General features: G+C 68.7%; 14 protein-coding genes and 1 tRNA gene. 10 read left to right on the top strand and 5 right to left on the bottom strand.

All coding sequences use genetic code 11. The features are described from left to right. Position 1 precedes the first annotated feature (1 nt). From ASF63_RS14390 to ASF63_RS14400, 3 genes are all read left to right on the top strand, one after another. Entirely contained in the window at positions 2–679 is a 678-nt protein-coding gene (locus ASF63_RS14390; RefSeq protein WP_056515443.1) for a hypothetical protein, read from the top strand. A 43-nt stretch (positions 680–722) separates the two neighbouring features. Next, entirely contained in the window at positions 723–1,724 is a 1,002-nt protein-coding gene (locus ASF63_RS14395; RefSeq protein ID WP_056515446.1) for a LacI family DNA-binding transcriptional regulator, read from the top strand. 206 nt (positions 1,725–1,930) lie between these two features. After that, positions 1,931–2,019: transfer RNA gene (locus tag ASF63_RS14400), tRNA-Ser, on the top strand. 37 nt (positions 2,020–2,056) lie between these two features. On the opposite strand, the gene ASF63_RS14405 is transcribed toward ASF63_RS14400, so the two are convergent. After that, positions 2,057–4,678: an excinuclease ABC subunit UvrA gene (locus ASF63_RS14405; RefSeq protein WP_200934030.1), complete on the bottom strand. Its 2,622-nt coding sequence runs from the start codon at positions 4,676–4,678 to the stop codon at positions 2,057–2,059. Positions 4,679–4,907: 229 nt separating this feature from the next. Between ASF63_RS14405 and ASF63_RS14415 the strand changes: the two genes are divergently transcribed. From ASF63_RS14415 to ASF63_RS14430, 4 genes are all read left to right on the top strand, one after another. Further along, positions 4,908–5,948, top strand: coding sequence for an aldo/keto reductase (locus ASF63_RS14415; RefSeq protein WP_056515456.1), 1,041 nt, complete (start codon positions 4,908–4,910; stop codon positions 5,946–5,948). Positions 5,949–6,049: 101 nt separating this feature from the next. After that, the gene (locus ASF63_RS14420) at positions 6,050–6,706 is read left to right on the top strand and encodes a GntR family transcriptional regulator (RefSeq protein WP_056515460.1); all 657 of its coding nucleotides are present in this window, start codon (positions 6,050–6,052) and stop codon (positions 6,704–6,706) included. A gap of 74 nt (positions 6,707–6,780) precedes the next feature. Next, positions 6,781–7,770, top strand: a complete 990-nt coding sequence (locus ASF63_RS14425) for an NAD-dependent epimerase/dehydratase family protein (RefSeq protein ID WP_056515462.1) — start codon at positions 6,781–6,783, stop codon at positions 7,768–7,770. A gap of 60 nt (positions 7,771–7,830) precedes the next feature. Further along, positions 7,831–8,517, top strand: coding sequence for a GntR family transcriptional regulator (locus tag ASF63_RS14430; RefSeq protein ID WP_056515466.1), 687 nt, complete (start codon positions 7,831–7,833; stop codon positions 8,515–8,517). A gap of 48 nt (positions 8,518–8,565) precedes the next feature. Here ASF63_RS14430 and ASF63_RS14435 read toward each other — a convergent pair whose 3' ends face one another. The 3 genes from ASF63_RS14435 to ASF63_RS14445 are packed head-to-tail and all read right to left on the bottom strand — an operon-like array spanning position 8,566 to position 10,943. Then, positions 8,566–8,961, bottom strand: a complete 396-nt coding sequence (locus ASF63_RS14435; RefSeq protein ID WP_056515469.1) for a VOC family protein — start codon at positions 8,959–8,961, stop codon at positions 8,566–8,568. 39 nt (positions 8,962–9,000) lie between these two features. Further along, positions 9,001–9,936 carry an NAD(P)-dependent oxidoreductase gene (locus ASF63_RS14440; protein ID WP_056515472.1) on the bottom strand — a complete coding sequence of 312 codons (936 nt, stop codon included), beginning with the start codon at positions 9,934–9,936 and terminating at the stop codon, positions 9,001–9,003. A 23-nt stretch (positions 9,937–9,959) separates the two neighbouring features. After that, a complete protein-coding gene (locus tag ASF63_RS14445; RefSeq protein ID WP_056515475.1) occupies positions 9,960–10,943 on the bottom strand; it encodes a LacI family DNA-binding transcriptional regulator in 984 nt (327 codons plus the stop codon). 100 nt (positions 10,944–11,043) lie between these two features. Here ASF63_RS14445 and ASF63_RS14450 point away from each other — a divergent pair, with 100 nt between their 5' ends. The 3 genes from ASF63_RS14450 to ASF63_RS14460 are packed head-to-tail and all read left to right on the top strand — an operon-like array spanning position 11,044 to position 13,987. Continuing rightward, positions 11,044–12,174: a Gfo/Idh/MocA family protein gene (locus ASF63_RS14450; RefSeq protein ID WP_056515477.1), complete on the top strand. Its 1,131-nt coding sequence runs from the start codon at positions 11,044–11,046 to the stop codon at positions 12,172–12,174. Beyond that, complete coding sequence (locus ASF63_RS14455; RefSeq protein ID WP_056515480.1) at positions 12,171–12,929, top strand: cupin domain-containing protein; 759 nt, start codon at positions 12,171–12,173, stop codon at positions 12,927–12,929. Before ASF63_RS14450 ends, ASF63_RS14455 begins: the two co-directional genes overlap by 4 nt. After that, complete coding sequence (locus tag ASF63_RS14460) at positions 12,926–13,987, top strand: Gfo/Idh/MocA family protein (protein WP_056515483.1); 1,062 nt, start codon at positions 12,926–12,928, stop codon at positions 13,985–13,987. Before ASF63_RS14455 ends, ASF63_RS14460 begins: the two co-directional genes overlap by 4 nt. A gap of 166 nt (positions 13,988–14,153) precedes the next feature. Here the strand turns inward: ASF63_RS14460 and xylB are convergent, their stop codons facing one another. After that, positions 14,154–15,440, bottom strand: coding sequence for a xylulokinase (xylB, locus tag ASF63_RS14465; protein WP_056515486.1), 1,287 nt, complete (start codon positions 15,438–15,440; stop codon positions 14,154–14,156).

Here is a 15,440-nt window from a genome sequence, read left to right on the forward strand (position 1 = left end):
CATGTCGGTCATCCGCGAAGACCGTCGGGCTCATCGGGCCGCGAAACGTGAGGCGCGCTCAGGCGCCGGCCCCACGGTCGGCGGGGTCGAGCCGGGCGTCAACCCCGGCGCGACGGCGAAGTTCGGTCTGTTCGGCGAGGTGCTGACGGTCGGGCTGCTCATGACGATCATCGCCCTCGGCGTCGTCACCCTGCCGATCGCGCTGGCTGCCGGCGTCCGTCACCTGCGGCGTTTCGTCGCGGCCGAGGACTCGCGCACCGCGCTGTTCTGGGAAGACGTACGCGCCGGCATCCTGCCGTCGCTCGCCGTGGGTGTGCCGGCTGCGCTGATCGCGACCGTGCTGACGATCGACGTGGTGCTCGCGGGGTCGGGTGCGCTGCCCGGTGGCGAGGCCATCGCGGTCGTCGGCTGGGCGGGACTGCTCGCTCTCGCCGTCGCCGTGCTCCTCGCAGCGGGCGCATGGTCGCCGTCGCTCGGGTGGAAGGACGCCGTGCGTGCCGTGCCCGCGGCCATCCGAGCGGATGTCGCGGGAGCCGCCTACATCGCGGCCGCGGCCGTCTTCACCGGTGTCGTGACGTGGGCGCTCGCACCCCTCTTCATCGCCGGAATCGGCTGCGCGGCGCTTGCCGTCGTCGCCGTGCCGGGGCGTCGTCGGCGCCGGGAGAGCGGCGAGGAATGAGAAGGTAGTCGTTGGCGCACGCGCGGACGGACGGAGGCACGCCATGGCAGTAGGGGTGAAGGACGTCGCGGCTGCGGCCGGCGTCTCGGTCGGCACCGTCTCGAACGTGCTCAACCAGCCGGAACGCGTGTCCGCCAAGACGGTCGAACGCGTGCAGCGCGTCATCCAGGAGCTCGGCTTCGTGCGCAACGACGCGGCCAGGCAGCTGCGGGCAGGACGCAGTCGCAGCATCGGTCTCGTGGTGCCCGACATCGGCAACCCGTTCTTCGCCGAGGTCGTGCGGGGAGCGGAAGACAGAGCAGCGGATGCCGGCATGACCGTGCTGCTCGGCAACAGCGACGAGCGCGACGAGCGCCAGGTCGCTCATCTCGAACTCTTCCAGGAGCAGCGCGTCAACGGCGTACTGCTGACGCCCGCCTCCGACGACCTCTCGGCCGTGCACCGCTTCGCCGCTGGCGGCATGCCGGTGATCCTCGTCGACCGTGAGGTGGAGGAGGGCCTTCTTCCGTCGGTGTCCGTCGACGACGTCGAGGGCGGCCGGCTCGCGGCCGAGCATCTGCTGTCTTCGGGGAGGCGCCGGCTGGCTTTCGTCGGTGGGCCGCAGTCTGTGCAGCAGGTGGCCGATCGTCTGCGGGGAGTGCAGGCGGCGGTCGCAGCCCACCCCGAGGTGACGCTCGAGGTGTTCGAGCAGTCGGCGCTCACCGTGCTGCAGGGGAGGGCTGCGGGCGAGGTCATCGCGGCGCGTGCCCCTGAATCGCGCCCGGATGCCGTCTTCGCCGCGAACGACCTGCTCGCCGTCGGTCTGCTGCAGGCCTTCAGCTTCGGATCCGCGATCCGCGTGCCCCAGGACATCGCCATGGTCGGCTACGACGACATCGACTTCGCCTCGGCGACCGTCGTGCCGCTGAGCTCGGTGCGCCAGCCCGCCCGGCTGCTCGGCTGGACGGGGGTCGACCTGCTGCTCAAGGAGCTCGACGGGGTCGAGCACGACCGTCGCGTGCGTTTCCAGCCCGAGCTCGTCGTGCGCGAGTCGAGCGCCGGCTGACCGACCGTCGGTGGGTGGCACGCTCGGAACCCGTGCCGTGTGCAGGACCGGGGCACGGATGCGGGAGCATCCGTCGGTTTTCGTCCTGCAGACGTGCTTTCGTCCTGCAGACGGCCCGGCCGAGGACCGCCGAGTCTCGATTCGTTCCCGCCACGGGAACCCGTTATGCTTGCAAGGTGCATCCGGTCTTCACGGAACGGATGCCTGGAGACGTCGCATAGTCCGGCCGAGTGCACCACCCTGCTAAGGTGGAGTCCCCTCACGGGGACCAGGGGTTCAAATCCCCTCGTCTCCGCAGATGAAATCCCTGCCTCGGCAGGGATTTTCTGTTTTCAGGTGCTGACCCCGCGGTCCTGAGCCGAGATGGCGTCCGCAAGGTACGACGCCGTCGTGCTTCCGCTCGCCGAGGCGACGTCACGCGGAGTCCCCTCGGCCACGACCGTCCCGCCGAGGTCTCCGGCGCCGGGACCCATGTCGATCACCCAGTCGGCCTGCGCCACCACGCGCATGTCGTGCTCGACCATCACGACGGTGTTGCCGGCATCCACCAGATGCTGAAGATGCACGAGCAGCCGATCGCTGTCGGACGGATGCAGCCCCGAGGTGGGCTCGTCGAGCAGGTAGAGGGTGTCGCCGTGCTGGGCGCGCCGGAGTTCGGACGCCAGCTTCACGCGCTGCGCCTCGCCGCCGGAGAGCTCGGTCGCCGACTGCCCCAGCGGCAGGTACCCGAGTCCGACGTCGAGAAGGGCGTCGAGGTGTCGGGCGACGTCGGCATCGTCGGCGAACAGAACCCGCGCGTCGTTCACGCTCAGGGCGAGGACGTCGGCGATCGTATGCCCGTGGAGTTCGATCTCGAGGGTCTCCGGGTTGTAGCGGGTGCCACCGCACGTGCTGCACGGGGCATGGACGGTGGGGAGGAAGAGCAGTTCCACCTCGACCGTGCCCTCTCCCTTGCAGGTGGGGCATCGTCCGCTCGCCAGGTTGAAGGAGAATCGACTCGCGGCATAGCGCCGCCGACGTGCTTCGGGAGTCGCGGCGAACAGAGCGCGGACACGGTCGAAGAGCCCCGTATACGTCGCCACATTCGATCGTGACGTGCGGCCGATCGGCTTCTGACTGACCTGCACGACGCGCCGCACGCGACTGGCAGGACCGGAGGCGCGCCCCGTGGTCTCGGCCGTCGGCGAGGAGAACAGCGGATCCGCTGCCGTGCTGCTCTGCGTGTCGCCCGCGGTGTCGATCGTCGAGCCGTCCACCTCGCTGGACAGGCTCTTCTGCAGCAGATCGGGCAGAGCCTGGGTGACGAGAGACGACTTGCCCGAGCCGGAGACGCCGGTGACGGCGGTGAGGCAGCCGAGGGGGATCGACACCGAGACGCTGCGGAGGTTGTTGCGCGAGACATCGGTGAGCACGAGCCGGCCGTCGGGCTCGCGCGAGGCCGGCCTCGGTGTCGCCGGTTCTTCGGCGCGCAGCTCATCGGCGAACAGGTACCGCCGGGTCTGCGAGTGCTCCGCCTCTCGGAGCCCGTCGATCGGGCCGGAGTAGACGATCTCGCCGCCGGTGGCTCCCGCACCGGGGCCGATGTCGACGATCCAGTCCGCATGCCGGATCACATCGAGGGAGTGCTCGACGAAGAAGACCGTGTTGCCCGAGTCTCTGAGCGAGCGGAGGATGCGCACGAGTGCTTCGCCGTCGGCGGGATGGAGCCCGGCAGAAGGCTCGTCGAGCACGAACATGACCCCGAACAGCTGCGAGAGCACCTGGGTCGCGAGCCGCATCCGCTGCAACTCCCCGGACGAGAGCGTGGGGGTCGATCGATCCAGCGAGAGGTAGCCCAACCCGAGCTCGATGATGGGCGAGACCCGATCGCGCAGCTCGTTGACCAGCCGGTGCGCGGCGAGCTGCTTCTCGGGCGCGAGTGCTCCGCCATCGGATGCATCTGTGCCCGACTCACCGCCGGGCGGGGCGAGTGCCGTCTCGAGAAGAGCCGCGAGATCGGCGAGCGGAAGCGCGGCCATCTGTGTGATGTCGAGGCCGGCGAACCTCACGGCGAGCGCTTCGGGCTTCAGCCGACGCCCGTCGCACATCGGGCAGCGGACGCTGACCATGAAGCTCGCTGCCTTCTCGCGCATCTTCGCGCTCTTCGAATGGGCGAAGGTGTTGAGCACGTACTGCTTCACGCCGACGAACGTGCTCATGTAGGACGGCTCGATGCCGGCTGCGACCGCCTTGCGCACCTGCGCCGGACCGCGGTCGGTGAACACCGGAACCTGAGGGGACTCCTCGGTGTACAGCACCCATTGACGCTGCTCCTCGGGCAGATCGCGCCACGGGATGTCGATGTCGTAGCCGAGCGAGATCAGACTGTCGATGAGCTGCTTGCCGTGCCACGCCCTCGGCCAGGCGTCGAGAGCGCGGTCGCGGATCGTCAGCGACTCGTCGGGGACCATGAGATGCAGGGGCACGTCGTACACCTGCCCGATTCCGTGGCATCGCGGGCAGGCACCCTGCACGGTGTTCGCGGAGAAGTCTTCGGCGAGCAGCGGCTCCGCCCCCGGCGGGTACGTGCCGACGCGCGAGAACAGCATGCGCACGACGTTGCCGATCGACGTGGCGCTGCCGACGGTCGATCGTGCGCTGCCGGCGGTGCGCTGCTGGGGGAGGGCGACCGCAGGCGGCAGACCCGCGATGGCGTCGACGTCGGGGATGTCGACCTGGCTCATCAGGCGCCTCGCGTAGGGAGCCACCGACTCGAAGTAGCGGCGCTGGGCCTCGGCGTAGAGCGTGCCGAAGGCGAGAGAGCTCTTTCCCGAGCCTGAGACGCCCGTGAACGCGACGAGGGCGTCTCGGGGGATCGCGACGTTCACGTCACGAAGGTTGTGCACACGTGCTCCGGTCACGACGATCGCGTTCGACGTGCCGGAGAGCTTCGACGGTGGGGTCCCGCCCATCATGGACCTCTTCTCATATCCCGCGCACAGCGGGGTGGATGCGACGTTCGCCGGCTCCGCGTCACGTTACCTCGCCCGTCCGACTTCGTCGGAGTCCTTGACAGAGGTCGCTCCGACCCGGCGGCCGCAGACCGGAGTCGTCATGATCGCAGATTATGGCGAGTCCGGGCCCGCGGTGCGGCAAGCGCTATCCTGAAGCCCTTCCCCCGCCTCGCCTCTAGGAGCATCCCTCATGCCCATCGCTGCCGATGACCCCCGCCTGACGACCCCCTTCGAGGCCGCCTCCACCCGGTACACCGATGTGCCCTTCCAGCGCGCCGGCGCCAGCGGCGTGCAGCTGCCCAAGGTCTCGCTGGGTCTCTGGCAGAACTTCGGCCGCGACCGCACCTTCGACAGCCAGCGTGAGATCGTGCTGCACGCCTTCGACCGCGGAGTCGTGCACATCGACCTCGCCAACAACTACGGTCCGCCCTACGGATCGGCCGAGTCGACGTTCGGTGCCGTGCTCGACAGCGGACTCGCCCGCTACCGTGACGAGCTGTTCGTGACGACCAAGGCCGGATACGACATGTGGCCCGGACCCTTCGGCGACGGCGGCTCGCGCAAGTACCTGACACGCTCGCTTGAGCAGAGCCTCACGCGCATGAACACCGACTACGTCGACGTGTTCTACTCGCACCGCCCCGACCCCGAGACCCCGCTCGAGGAGACCGTGACGGCGCTCGCCGACATCGTGCGCAGCGGCAAGGCGCTGTACGTCGGCCTCTCGAACTACCCGGCCGAGCTCGCGCGGCGGGCGTATGAGCTGCTCGCCGAGCAGGGTGTGAAGCTGCTGCTGCACCAGCCCCGCTACTCGCTCTTCGACCGCACTCCCGAGGCCGAGCTGTTCCCGGCGCTGCGCGAGCTGAACGTCGGCAGTGCGGTGTTCTCGCCGCTCGCCCAGGGACTGCTCACCGGCAAGTACATCGACGGCGACGTCCCCGCCGACTCGCGCGCGGCGAACAGTCACTTCCTCAACGGATCGGCACTGACCGACAGCTATCTCGAGCGCATTCGCGGCATCGACCGCGTCGCGAAGGACGCGGGTCTGTCGATCCCGCAGCTCGCCGTCGCCTGGGTGCTGCGCGATCCGGTGGTGACCACAGCGATCATCGGCGCATCGCGCATCGGACAGATCGACGACGCCGTCGCAGCCAGCCAGGTCGTGCTGTCGGTCGATGTCATCGCAGCCCTCGAGGAGTACGCGGCCACCCCCGGCGCGACCGTCGTCTGAGGCGAATCTGCGAGCTCGGCGTAATATTCCGGGCGGCAGCGAGTCTGTTCAGTAGGGGCTCCCACGACCGGGAGCGTCCACAACGGACCCGGGGAGCAACAATGACCATCGCCTATGCCGACCCGTGGGCGCGTCAGCGGGTGCATCACGGTTCCGTTCCGCTGCCGGAACTGGCCTTCGAGCACATCCTTGCGGCGATACTCCGGGGGGACTACCTCTCCGGCGATTCGCTCAACACCACGCGCTTCGCCAAGGAGCTCGACATGTCACTGAATCCGATCCGTGAAGCGATCATCCGGCTTCGGGACATCGGACTGGTGGAGGTCACTCCCGCCCGGTACACGAAGGTCGCCGACTTCACCACCGGTGAGTCGCGTGCCGCGATCGGCTATGCCGGCGTGCTCGCCGGTGCAGCGCTCAGAAAGACGTTGTCCACGACAACGGAGCAGGTCCGCTCGGATCTCGCGGCGCTCGCTGAACTGGTCGGCCGTGCAGATTCAGCAGCCGGACGCAACGCCGCGGTGGTCGCGTTCCTCACCGCTGTAGCCGACCTCGTGGAGCATCCCCGACAGTCGATGCACCTCGTGGAGAGCGCGATCCTGGCCCAGTGCGCGTTGCAGTTCTCTGAGGGTGCCTCTCGTGGCGTCACCACGCAGGAGTACTCGACGGCGGCCCGAGCGGCAGCGCGGGCGATACGCGCGGGGGAGCCGGGGGTCGCTGAGACGACAGTCCGCGCGCTCTTCGAACAGCTCGCCTGAGTCCACGGCTCCCTATAGCCGCATCCCGGCAGTGATCGGAGCCCTGCGCCTGAGCCGTCGATAGAGTCGAAGGCATGACTGCGACGAAGGTGTTGTTCATCGGTGGGACGGGGATCATCTCCTCCGCGGCGAGCGCGCTCGCCGCGTCTCGGGGCATGGAGGTGACGCTGCTGAACCGTGGGCAGTCGCGCCGTGAGCCCGCCGACGGCGTCGAGGTGCTGACCGCCGATGTCTCGGATGCTGCCGCCGTCGACGCCGCCCTCGCCGGCCGCGAGTTCGACGTGGTCGTCGACATGATCGCCTTCACCCCCGACCAGGTGCAGCGCGACATCGACCGGTTCGAGGGCCGCACCGGGCAGTACGTCTTCATCAGCTCGGCATCCGCGTATCAGAAGCCCGTGGCGCGCCTGCCGATCACCGAGTCCACGCCGCTGCGCAATCCGTATTGGCAGTACTCACGCGACAAGATCGCCTGCGAGGATCTGCTCGAAGCCGCCTACCGTGACCGCGGTTTCCCGGTCACGGTTCTGCGTCCGTCGCACACCTACGACAAATGGACGATCCCCGCGTTCGGCGGATGGACGGCGATCGACCGCATCCGCCGCGGTGAGGAGATCATCGTGCACGGCGACGGCACGTCGCTGTGGACGCTCACCCACTCGAGCGACTTCGCGGTGGGTTTCGCCGGGCTGCTCGGCAACCCGCTCGCGTACGGCGACACCTTCCAGATCACCAGCGACTTCGTCTACACCTGGAACGACATCTACTCGATCCTCGGACGTGCGGCGGGTGCGGAGCCGAAGATCCGTTACGCCACGAGCAGGGTGATCGAGGATGCCGCGCCCGACCGCACCGGTCAGCTCACGGGTGACATGGCGCACTCGGTCATCTTCGACAACACGAAGATCCGCCGCGTCGTGCCGGACTTCGCCCCGGTCGTACCGCTGCACACCGCGGCGCGCGAGATCATCGACTGGCACGACTCGCACCCCGAGCTGCAGCGCGTCGACCCCGCCATGAACGCGCTGTTCGACGGGCTGCTCGCCCGAGACCGGGAGATCTGAGACCGACGTCAGACCGGTAACCTGTGCTGCAGCGTTCCCGACCCCTGAGCAGGAAGCCACATGCCGGTTCCCAATGATTCGAAGCCGACCGTCCGACGACGGCTTCTGCGTGATGAAGCCCACGACGCGATCCGCGACGCCATTCTCGACGGCACGCTGAAGCCCGGCGAGCGCCTCGACGACAAAGAGCTGCAGCAGTGGCTGGGCATCTCGCGCACACCGATTCGTGACGCCCTGCAGGGCCTGGCGATGGAAGGACTCGTCGAGTCCGCTGCGCAGAGCTACACGCGTGTCGTGAAGCCGGACCCCGAGCACGTGGAATCGTTCATCCAGACTCTGGGTGTCGTGATGGGCGGGGTGACCCGAACCACAGTGGGCGCGTTCGACGACACCGACCGGGCGACATTCGCCGCGATCGTCCGCAGGGTCGAGTCGGCGCTCGCGGCGCGAGACACGCATGAGCACCTGCGTCTGGGGATCGAGATGTACGAGTTGCTCCTCGAACGCTGCGCCAATGCCGCGCTGGTCTCGCTCGCGCGCGCTGCGATGACCCCGATGAGCTACCAGATCCGCATCACGGCAGGCGATCGCGAGCCGAACTGGGCGATGCTCGAGACCGGGTGGGGTCGTCTGGGTCGCGCGGTCGAGGACGCGGATCCGATCGCAGCGGAGCTGGCCCTCGAAGAGATGCATCTGCTCCCGCTGCCGTCGAACTCCTGGGAGCCGCCGCACTGGGGCGCGCGCTGATCGTGTCGAGCACACGCACGCCCTGACCGGTCGTGGGGGCCGCGTCGCTCAGGCGGTTGACATCACCGCGAGCACGTTGCCCGCAGGGTCGGTGAACCACGCGATGTCGGGGCCGCGATCGGGGCCGCCGCGAAGGATGCCCTTGTCATCGGTCGCGAACTCGGAGTCGGGGTAGATCTTGGTCACGACTCCGCGCCCGTTGAGGTCGTCGACCGCCGCGTCGATGTCGTCGACGGGGAAGTTGAGGATCGTGAAGCTTGCCGGCGTGTGATTCGGCTTGGCGTAGACGAGGATCGAGCCGCCATCGGGAAGGCTGATGTCGAGGAAGCCCATGGCATTGGTCGTGACATCCAACCCGAGGGTGTCGCCATAGAAGGAACGGGCGGCGTCGATGTCGTCGACGCTGAATCCGCTGAACGCGTGCGTGGTCTGAAAGGCGGTCATGCGTTCAGCATGCGCCGCTCGCGGCGCGGTGTCCAGACCCTAAGGGCGCACCTGGTTGACGAGGTCGTCGCCGGCGTTCAGGCGGGTCACGTTCTGGTCGACCAGGTGCGCGGCGCCGACCGGCCGGTTGCCCGCGATGTGCGGCGTGATGAGCAGGTTCGGCGCATCCCACAGCGGATCAGATGCCGCAAGCGGTTCGGACTTCGTGACGTCGACGGCGGCCGCACGCAGCTGCCCCGACTCGAGTGCTGCGATCAAGGCGGCCTCATCGACCGTCGCGCCCCGGCCGACGTTCACGAAGGCCGCCCCGGGCTTGAGCGCACCGAAGACCTCGGCGCCGAACAGGTCGGTGGTCTCGGCCGTGGCGGGGAGGATCGAGACGAGCACGTCTGTCTCGGCGAGGATCGCCGTGGCGTCGGCATCCGCGTGCACCGGGTAACCCGATCGGGTGCCTGCGGTGCGGGCGATGCCCTGCACGTCGGCGCCCAGCGCCGTGAGGTAGGGAGCGAGAGCCCCGGCGATCGAGCCGAAGCCCCAGATCGTGACCCGGGAGCCGGCGAGCGTGTAGGACTGCTGCGTGTCGGGAGCGCTCTGCATGTCGTTGAAGTCATCGTCCCAGCGGTGCTCGCGCTGCGCATCGTGGAGCCGATCGAGGCGCCGCACCGCGCTGAGGATCAGCGTCAGTGCGTGCTCGGCGACCGGACCGTCGTGCAGCGAACGACCGGAGCAGATGCGCACATCATCATCGAATCCGGCGTTCAGGACGACATCGGCACCCGAGGCGAGCGCCTGCACGAGCCGGAGCTTCGGGAGTACGCGGGCGGCCTCCTTCAGCCATTCCGACGAGTTGTGCCAGACGACCAGCACTTCGGCGTCGCGGTGCTCCTCCGGGACGGCTGCATCGATGTCGTAGACGATTGCCTCGACGTCGGCGGTCACCGGCAGGTCGATGGTGTTCGGGATCAGGATCTTCATGGGGGCCTCCGCTTCCACGGTAGTCACTGAGGGGATTCGGTCGACTCGCGCCACACGATGGTGAGCAGTCCGTCGGGCTTCTCGGGCGGCTCGCCACCTCGCACCGCCGCGACGAGTCGGTGCATCGAGTAGGCGCCGAGACGCTCGCGGTCCTGCGAGACGCTCGTGAGCGAGGGCACGAGGAACGCGCTCTGAGGGTGGTCGTCCCACCCGGTCACGGCGACTTCGTGGGGCAGCTTCCACCCGCGCCTGGTGGCGGCCCGGATCGCGCCGGTCGCGATGACGTCGTTCGCGGCGATCACGGCGAGCGGCGGAGCATCGTCGGGCAGCGCGGCGATCGCAGCCTCTCCGGCCTTGCCGCTCCAGTCGCCGTCGGTGACTCCGAGGGACTCGAGTCCGAGTCGGTCGATCGTCGAGACGTAGGCGTCGCGGCGTGCTCGTGCGGAGGGGAAGTCCTCGGCTCCGGCCAGATGGATGAACCGTCGGTGACCCTGGTCTGCCAACTGCTCGATCATCTCGGCGATCGGACGTGAGTCGGTGAACTCGCCGGTCATGTGCATGGCGTCGTCGAACTCGCCGACCGAGAGCACGATCGGCCCACCGCCGGTCGTGTCGATGAAGGGGAGCGGAGTGAACGCGAGAACACCCTCGTACTGTCCGGACTCGACCACGTCGGTCAGACGCTCGACGCGTTCCTCCGGGCCGTCGGGCAGGCTGGCGACCTCGACGACATACCCCTCGTCTCGCGCGGCGGCGATCGCCCCCGACAGCAGGGTGAGCGGATTCATGGTCGCGATCGGCACCACGACGGCGAGGCGGCCGGTGCGCTGCGTGCGCATCGAGCGGGCTGCGAGGTTCGGCCGGTAGTTGAGCTCGGATGCCGCGCGCAGCACCTTCTCGCGTGTTGCCTCGGAGATACCGGCGCGTCCGGTGAAGACGAACGACACGGTGGACTGCGACACCCCGGCGAGATGGGCGACGTCATGGCTCGTCGGGCGTTTCTCCATGGCATCCGTCCTTTCGGGGCTTGACGTGACCGGTGTCCCTCTCGATAGTATCTACTACGTCTTAGTAATACGTAGTAACACCTCATCGAGGAGGCAGTGGATGCTCAGGATCGGAATTATCGGCACCGGCGGGATCGCTGACGCGCACATCAACGGATACCTTGCGTTCCCTGGGGACTGCGAGATCGCAGCGTTCGCCGACGTGATCCCCGGCAAGGCCGCGCAGAAGGCCGGGTCCTTCGATCTGACAGACGTCGCGACGTTCGACGATCCGCTCGAGATGATCGCCTCCGGGCTGGTCGACATCGTCAGCATCGCGACCCCGCCGTCGACGCACGCGTCCCTCGCGATCGCGGCTCTCGATGCCGGCATCCACGTGCTGGTCGAGAAGCCCATGGCCCCGTCGCTCGAAGAGTGCGACGCGATGCTTCAGGCGCAGGAGCGCTCTGGCAAGGTGCTCTCGGTCGTCGCCCAGAACCGATTCCGCGACGATCTCGCGACCCTCAAGGACGTCGTCGACTCCGGGCTGCTCGGATCGATCTCCCACGTGCGCGTCGACTCGGCGTGGTGGCGGGGGCTGCCGTATTACGACCTGTGGTGGCGCGGGACGTGGGAGAAGGAGGGTGGCGGATGCACTCTGAACCACGCCATCCACCACATCGACCTGCTGCTGTGGCTGCTGGGGAGTCCGACCGAGATCACCGCGATGCTCGCCAATGCGCAGCACGACAACGCCGAGGTCGAGGACCTCTCGGTGGCGGTCTTCCGCTACGACCGGGGCCTGGCACAGCTGACCAGCTCGGTCGTGCACCACGGACAGGAACAGGCGATCGTGATCCAGGGGGCGAACGCCCGAGTCTCGCAGCCGTTCTCGGTCGCCGCCGAGCGCGCCCGCGCGGACGGATTCCCGGAGGAGGAAGGCGATGTCGACGTGGTGGCGCGCATCGAGGCGCTCGTCGCCGAGCGCACACCTCTCGCCCATCTCGGGCACGAAGGTCAGATCGGTGACCTGCTCGGCGCGATCCGCGACGGGAGGCCGCCGATCGCCGGCGGCCTCGACGGACGCAATGCGGTCGAGGTCGTCACGGCGATCTACAAGGCGGGCTTCGAGCACCAGTTCGTATCCCTGCCGATCGCGGCTTCCGATCCGTATTACCGGGCCGGCCAGCTCGTCGCGAACGCCCCGCACTTCTTCGAGAAGACGACCTCGTTGACCGAGGCGGCATCGTGACCGCATCCTCGTTCCCCGGCGGCACGTCGCTGTCGCATCTGGACGTCTATGCGGATGCGGCTCCCGACGGCATCTGCGGCGGAAGCCCGCACATGCACCTCGTCTCGACCGAGGCGTACGTGGTTATCTCGGGGCGGGGCGCGCTGCAGACGATCGACGCAGACGGCTTCCGCGAGACCGCCCTGTCGGCGGGGTCGGTCGTGTGGTTCACTCCGGGAACCATCCATCGTGCCGTGAACAGGGGCGACCTTCGGGTCGTCGTGCTGATGAGCAATGCAGGGCTGCCGGAGGCGGGGGATGCCGTGATGACCTTCCCCGCAGAGATCGTGGCAGACCCGGAAGCCTATGCTGCGGCGACCTCGCTCGGAGACGAGAGCGGGCGAGCCGAGCGTGCGTCCGCGCGTCGGGACCTGGCCGTGACCGGATTCGAGGCTCTGCGGGATGCGGTCATCGCCGGCGATCGTGCTGCTCTCGAGGCCTTCCACGCCGCTGCGGGTTCGCTCGTGCGTGACCGTGCCGAGGCATGGGGCGACCTGGTGCGAGAGCGTCCGCTGGCCCAGGCCGAGCAGTCGCTCGCGCTCGCCGAAGCTGTCGCGTCCGGTTCGGTGACGCACCTCGCCGACGCGCGCGTTCACCAGGCCGTACCCTCGGTGGGGGATCGCGGCTTCGGCATGTGCGGACGCCTGCGCACCTATGACGTGACCGATGACGACGTCACGGATGGCGACGTGACCGACGAGGAGAACGACCGATGACCCGCACATACACTTTCGATCCGCTGCCTGAGCCGGTCGTCGGCCCGGGGGAGTTCGTCTTCGCGGCTGTGGGCCTGGCCCACGGACACATCCACGGGATGGTCGAGCAGCTCATCGAGGCCGGCGCGACGCTCTCGCTCGTCTACGACGGCGACCCGGCGAAGGTCGCGGACTTCATCGAGCGGTTCCCGCAGGCACGGGCCGCCGTGAGCGAGCAGGAGGTGCTCGATGACCCCGCGGTGCAGCTCATCGCCAGCGCCTCGATCGCGAATCAGCGGGCGCCTCTCGGCGTGCGTGTGCTGGATGCCGGGAAGGACTTCTTCGCCGACAAACCAGCGATCACGACGATCGGTGACCTCACGGCCGCGCGTGACGCCGTCGAACGCACCGGGCGGAAGTTCGCCGTCTACTACGGCGAGCGGGTGCATTCGGAGGCAGCGATCCTCGCCGGCCAGCTGATCGATCAGGGGGCGATCGGCACCGTGCTGCAGGTCGCCTCGTTCGGTCCTCACCGCATCGGCTCGGGGCGACCTGACTGGTTCTACGACCCCGAGCAGTACGGCGGCATCATCTGCGACATCGGCAGCCACAACTTCGAGCAGATGCTCTACTACACGGGCGCGACCGACGGCGAGATCGTCAGCTCTACGGTGGCCAACTACGCGCATCCCGAGACCCCCGGGCTGCAGGACTTCGGAGACGCGCACGTCGTGCTCGACAACGGCACGACAGGGTACGTGCGGGTGGACTGGTTCACCCCGGCGGGTCTCGACGTCTTCGGCGACGGCCGCACGGTGCTGCTCGGCACCGACGGCTACATCGAGCTGCGCAAGTACACCGACATCACGACCGACAACGGCGGAGGGCAGGTGCTGCTCGTCAACCATGACGGCCAGTTCCGCTTCGATGCGACGGGCAAGACGGGCTTCCCGTTCTTCGGTCAGCTCATCCGCGACTGCCTCGACCGCACCGAGTTCGCCATGACGCAGGAGCACGCGTTCGCTGCGGCAGAGTTGAGCATCGTCGCGCAGCGGGATGCTCGGGTGCTCGCCGGCTGACGGCATCCGTCCTCCGACATCGGCCTGCCGCCGCCCGGCATCCGGTTGATCGCGCTGCGGAGGAGAACTGGGCTTCGGGAGGACGGATGCGGCTGATTCGTCCTCCCGAGGCGCAGTTCTCCTGCCGAGGCGCAGTTCTCTTCCCGAGGGGTGGACGCTCGCTGCCTCAGGCGACCAGCTGTGCGGCCTGGCGCGCGGCGCCCAGGGCGACGTACTCGCCGGGCTCGGGTACTTCGACCGCCAGGCCGAGGATCTCCGGCGCGATGCGGCGCACGGCCTCGGACTGTGCGCCACCGCCGATCAGCAATGCCCGTTCGAGCGGGATGCCGAGCTCGCGCAGCGCGTCGAGCCCTGCGCCGAGTCCTCGGAGCATCCCTTCGACCGCAGCCCGGGCGAGGTTCTCCCTGGTCGTCGAGGCGAGTCTCATACCGCTGAGGGATGCCGTGGCATCCGGCAGGTTCGGGGTGCGCTCGCCCTCGAAGTAGGGGAGCAGGGTCAGACCTCCCGCGCCCGGATCCGCGCGCAGCGCCAGATCGCTGAACTCGCCGTGGGCGACCCCGAGAAGCGCCGCGGTGACGTCGACGACCCGAGCCGCGTTCAGCGTCGCCACGAGCGGCAGGAAGTTGCCCGAGGCGTCGGCGAAGCCGGCCACGGTGCCGCTCGGGTCGCTGATGGGGGTCGCGCTGACGGCGCAGACGGTGCCCGACGTGCCGATCGACACCACGACGTCGCCAGGAGCGGCACCTAATCCGAGCGCTGCGGCGGCGTTGTCTCCTGCTCCCGCGCCCACGCGACGCGCCTCGGCATCCGTCACCGACTCGTCGTGAGCGAGCACGCGCGGCAGGATCGCGTCGTGCCCGAGAGCTGCCACGAGCAGTTCGCGGTCGTACTCACCCGTCGCAGGATTCCAATATCCGGTGCCTGACGCGTCAGATCGGTCAGTGACGAGCTCGTCGAGCGCGGGGTTGTCAGGGCCGAAGCCTCGCAGCCGCCAGGTGAGCCAGTCGTGCGGCAGCGCGACCGCCGCCACCCGCGCCGCGTTCTCGGGCTCGTGGTCGCGCAGCCACCGCAGCTTCGTGATCGTGAACGAGGCCACGGGCACGAGACCGGTGCGGGCGGCGAGTGCGGATGCGCCGAACTCGTCGATCAGATCCTGGGCGGCACGCGATGAGCGGGTGTCGTTCCACAGCAGCGCATCGCGGATCACGGCCCCCGACTCGTCGAGGGCGACCATGCCGTGCTGCTGACCGCCGATCGACCATGCGGCGATGTCGTCGAGAGACCCTGCCTCCGCGATCGCCGAGTTCAGCCCACGCCACCAGGCCTCGGGGTCGACCGACGTCCCCTCGGGGTGCGATGCGCGACCCGAGCGGACGACCGCGCCGGTCGACGTGTCGACGACCACGACCTTGCAGGACTGGGTCGACGAATCGACCCCGAGAACCAGTGGCAT

This window comes from Microbacterium sp. Leaf320 (genome assembly GCF_001423485.1).
In the GTDB taxonomy this organism is placed as follows: domain Bacteria; phylum Actinomycetota; class Actinomycetes; order Actinomycetales; family Microbacteriaceae; genus Microbacterium.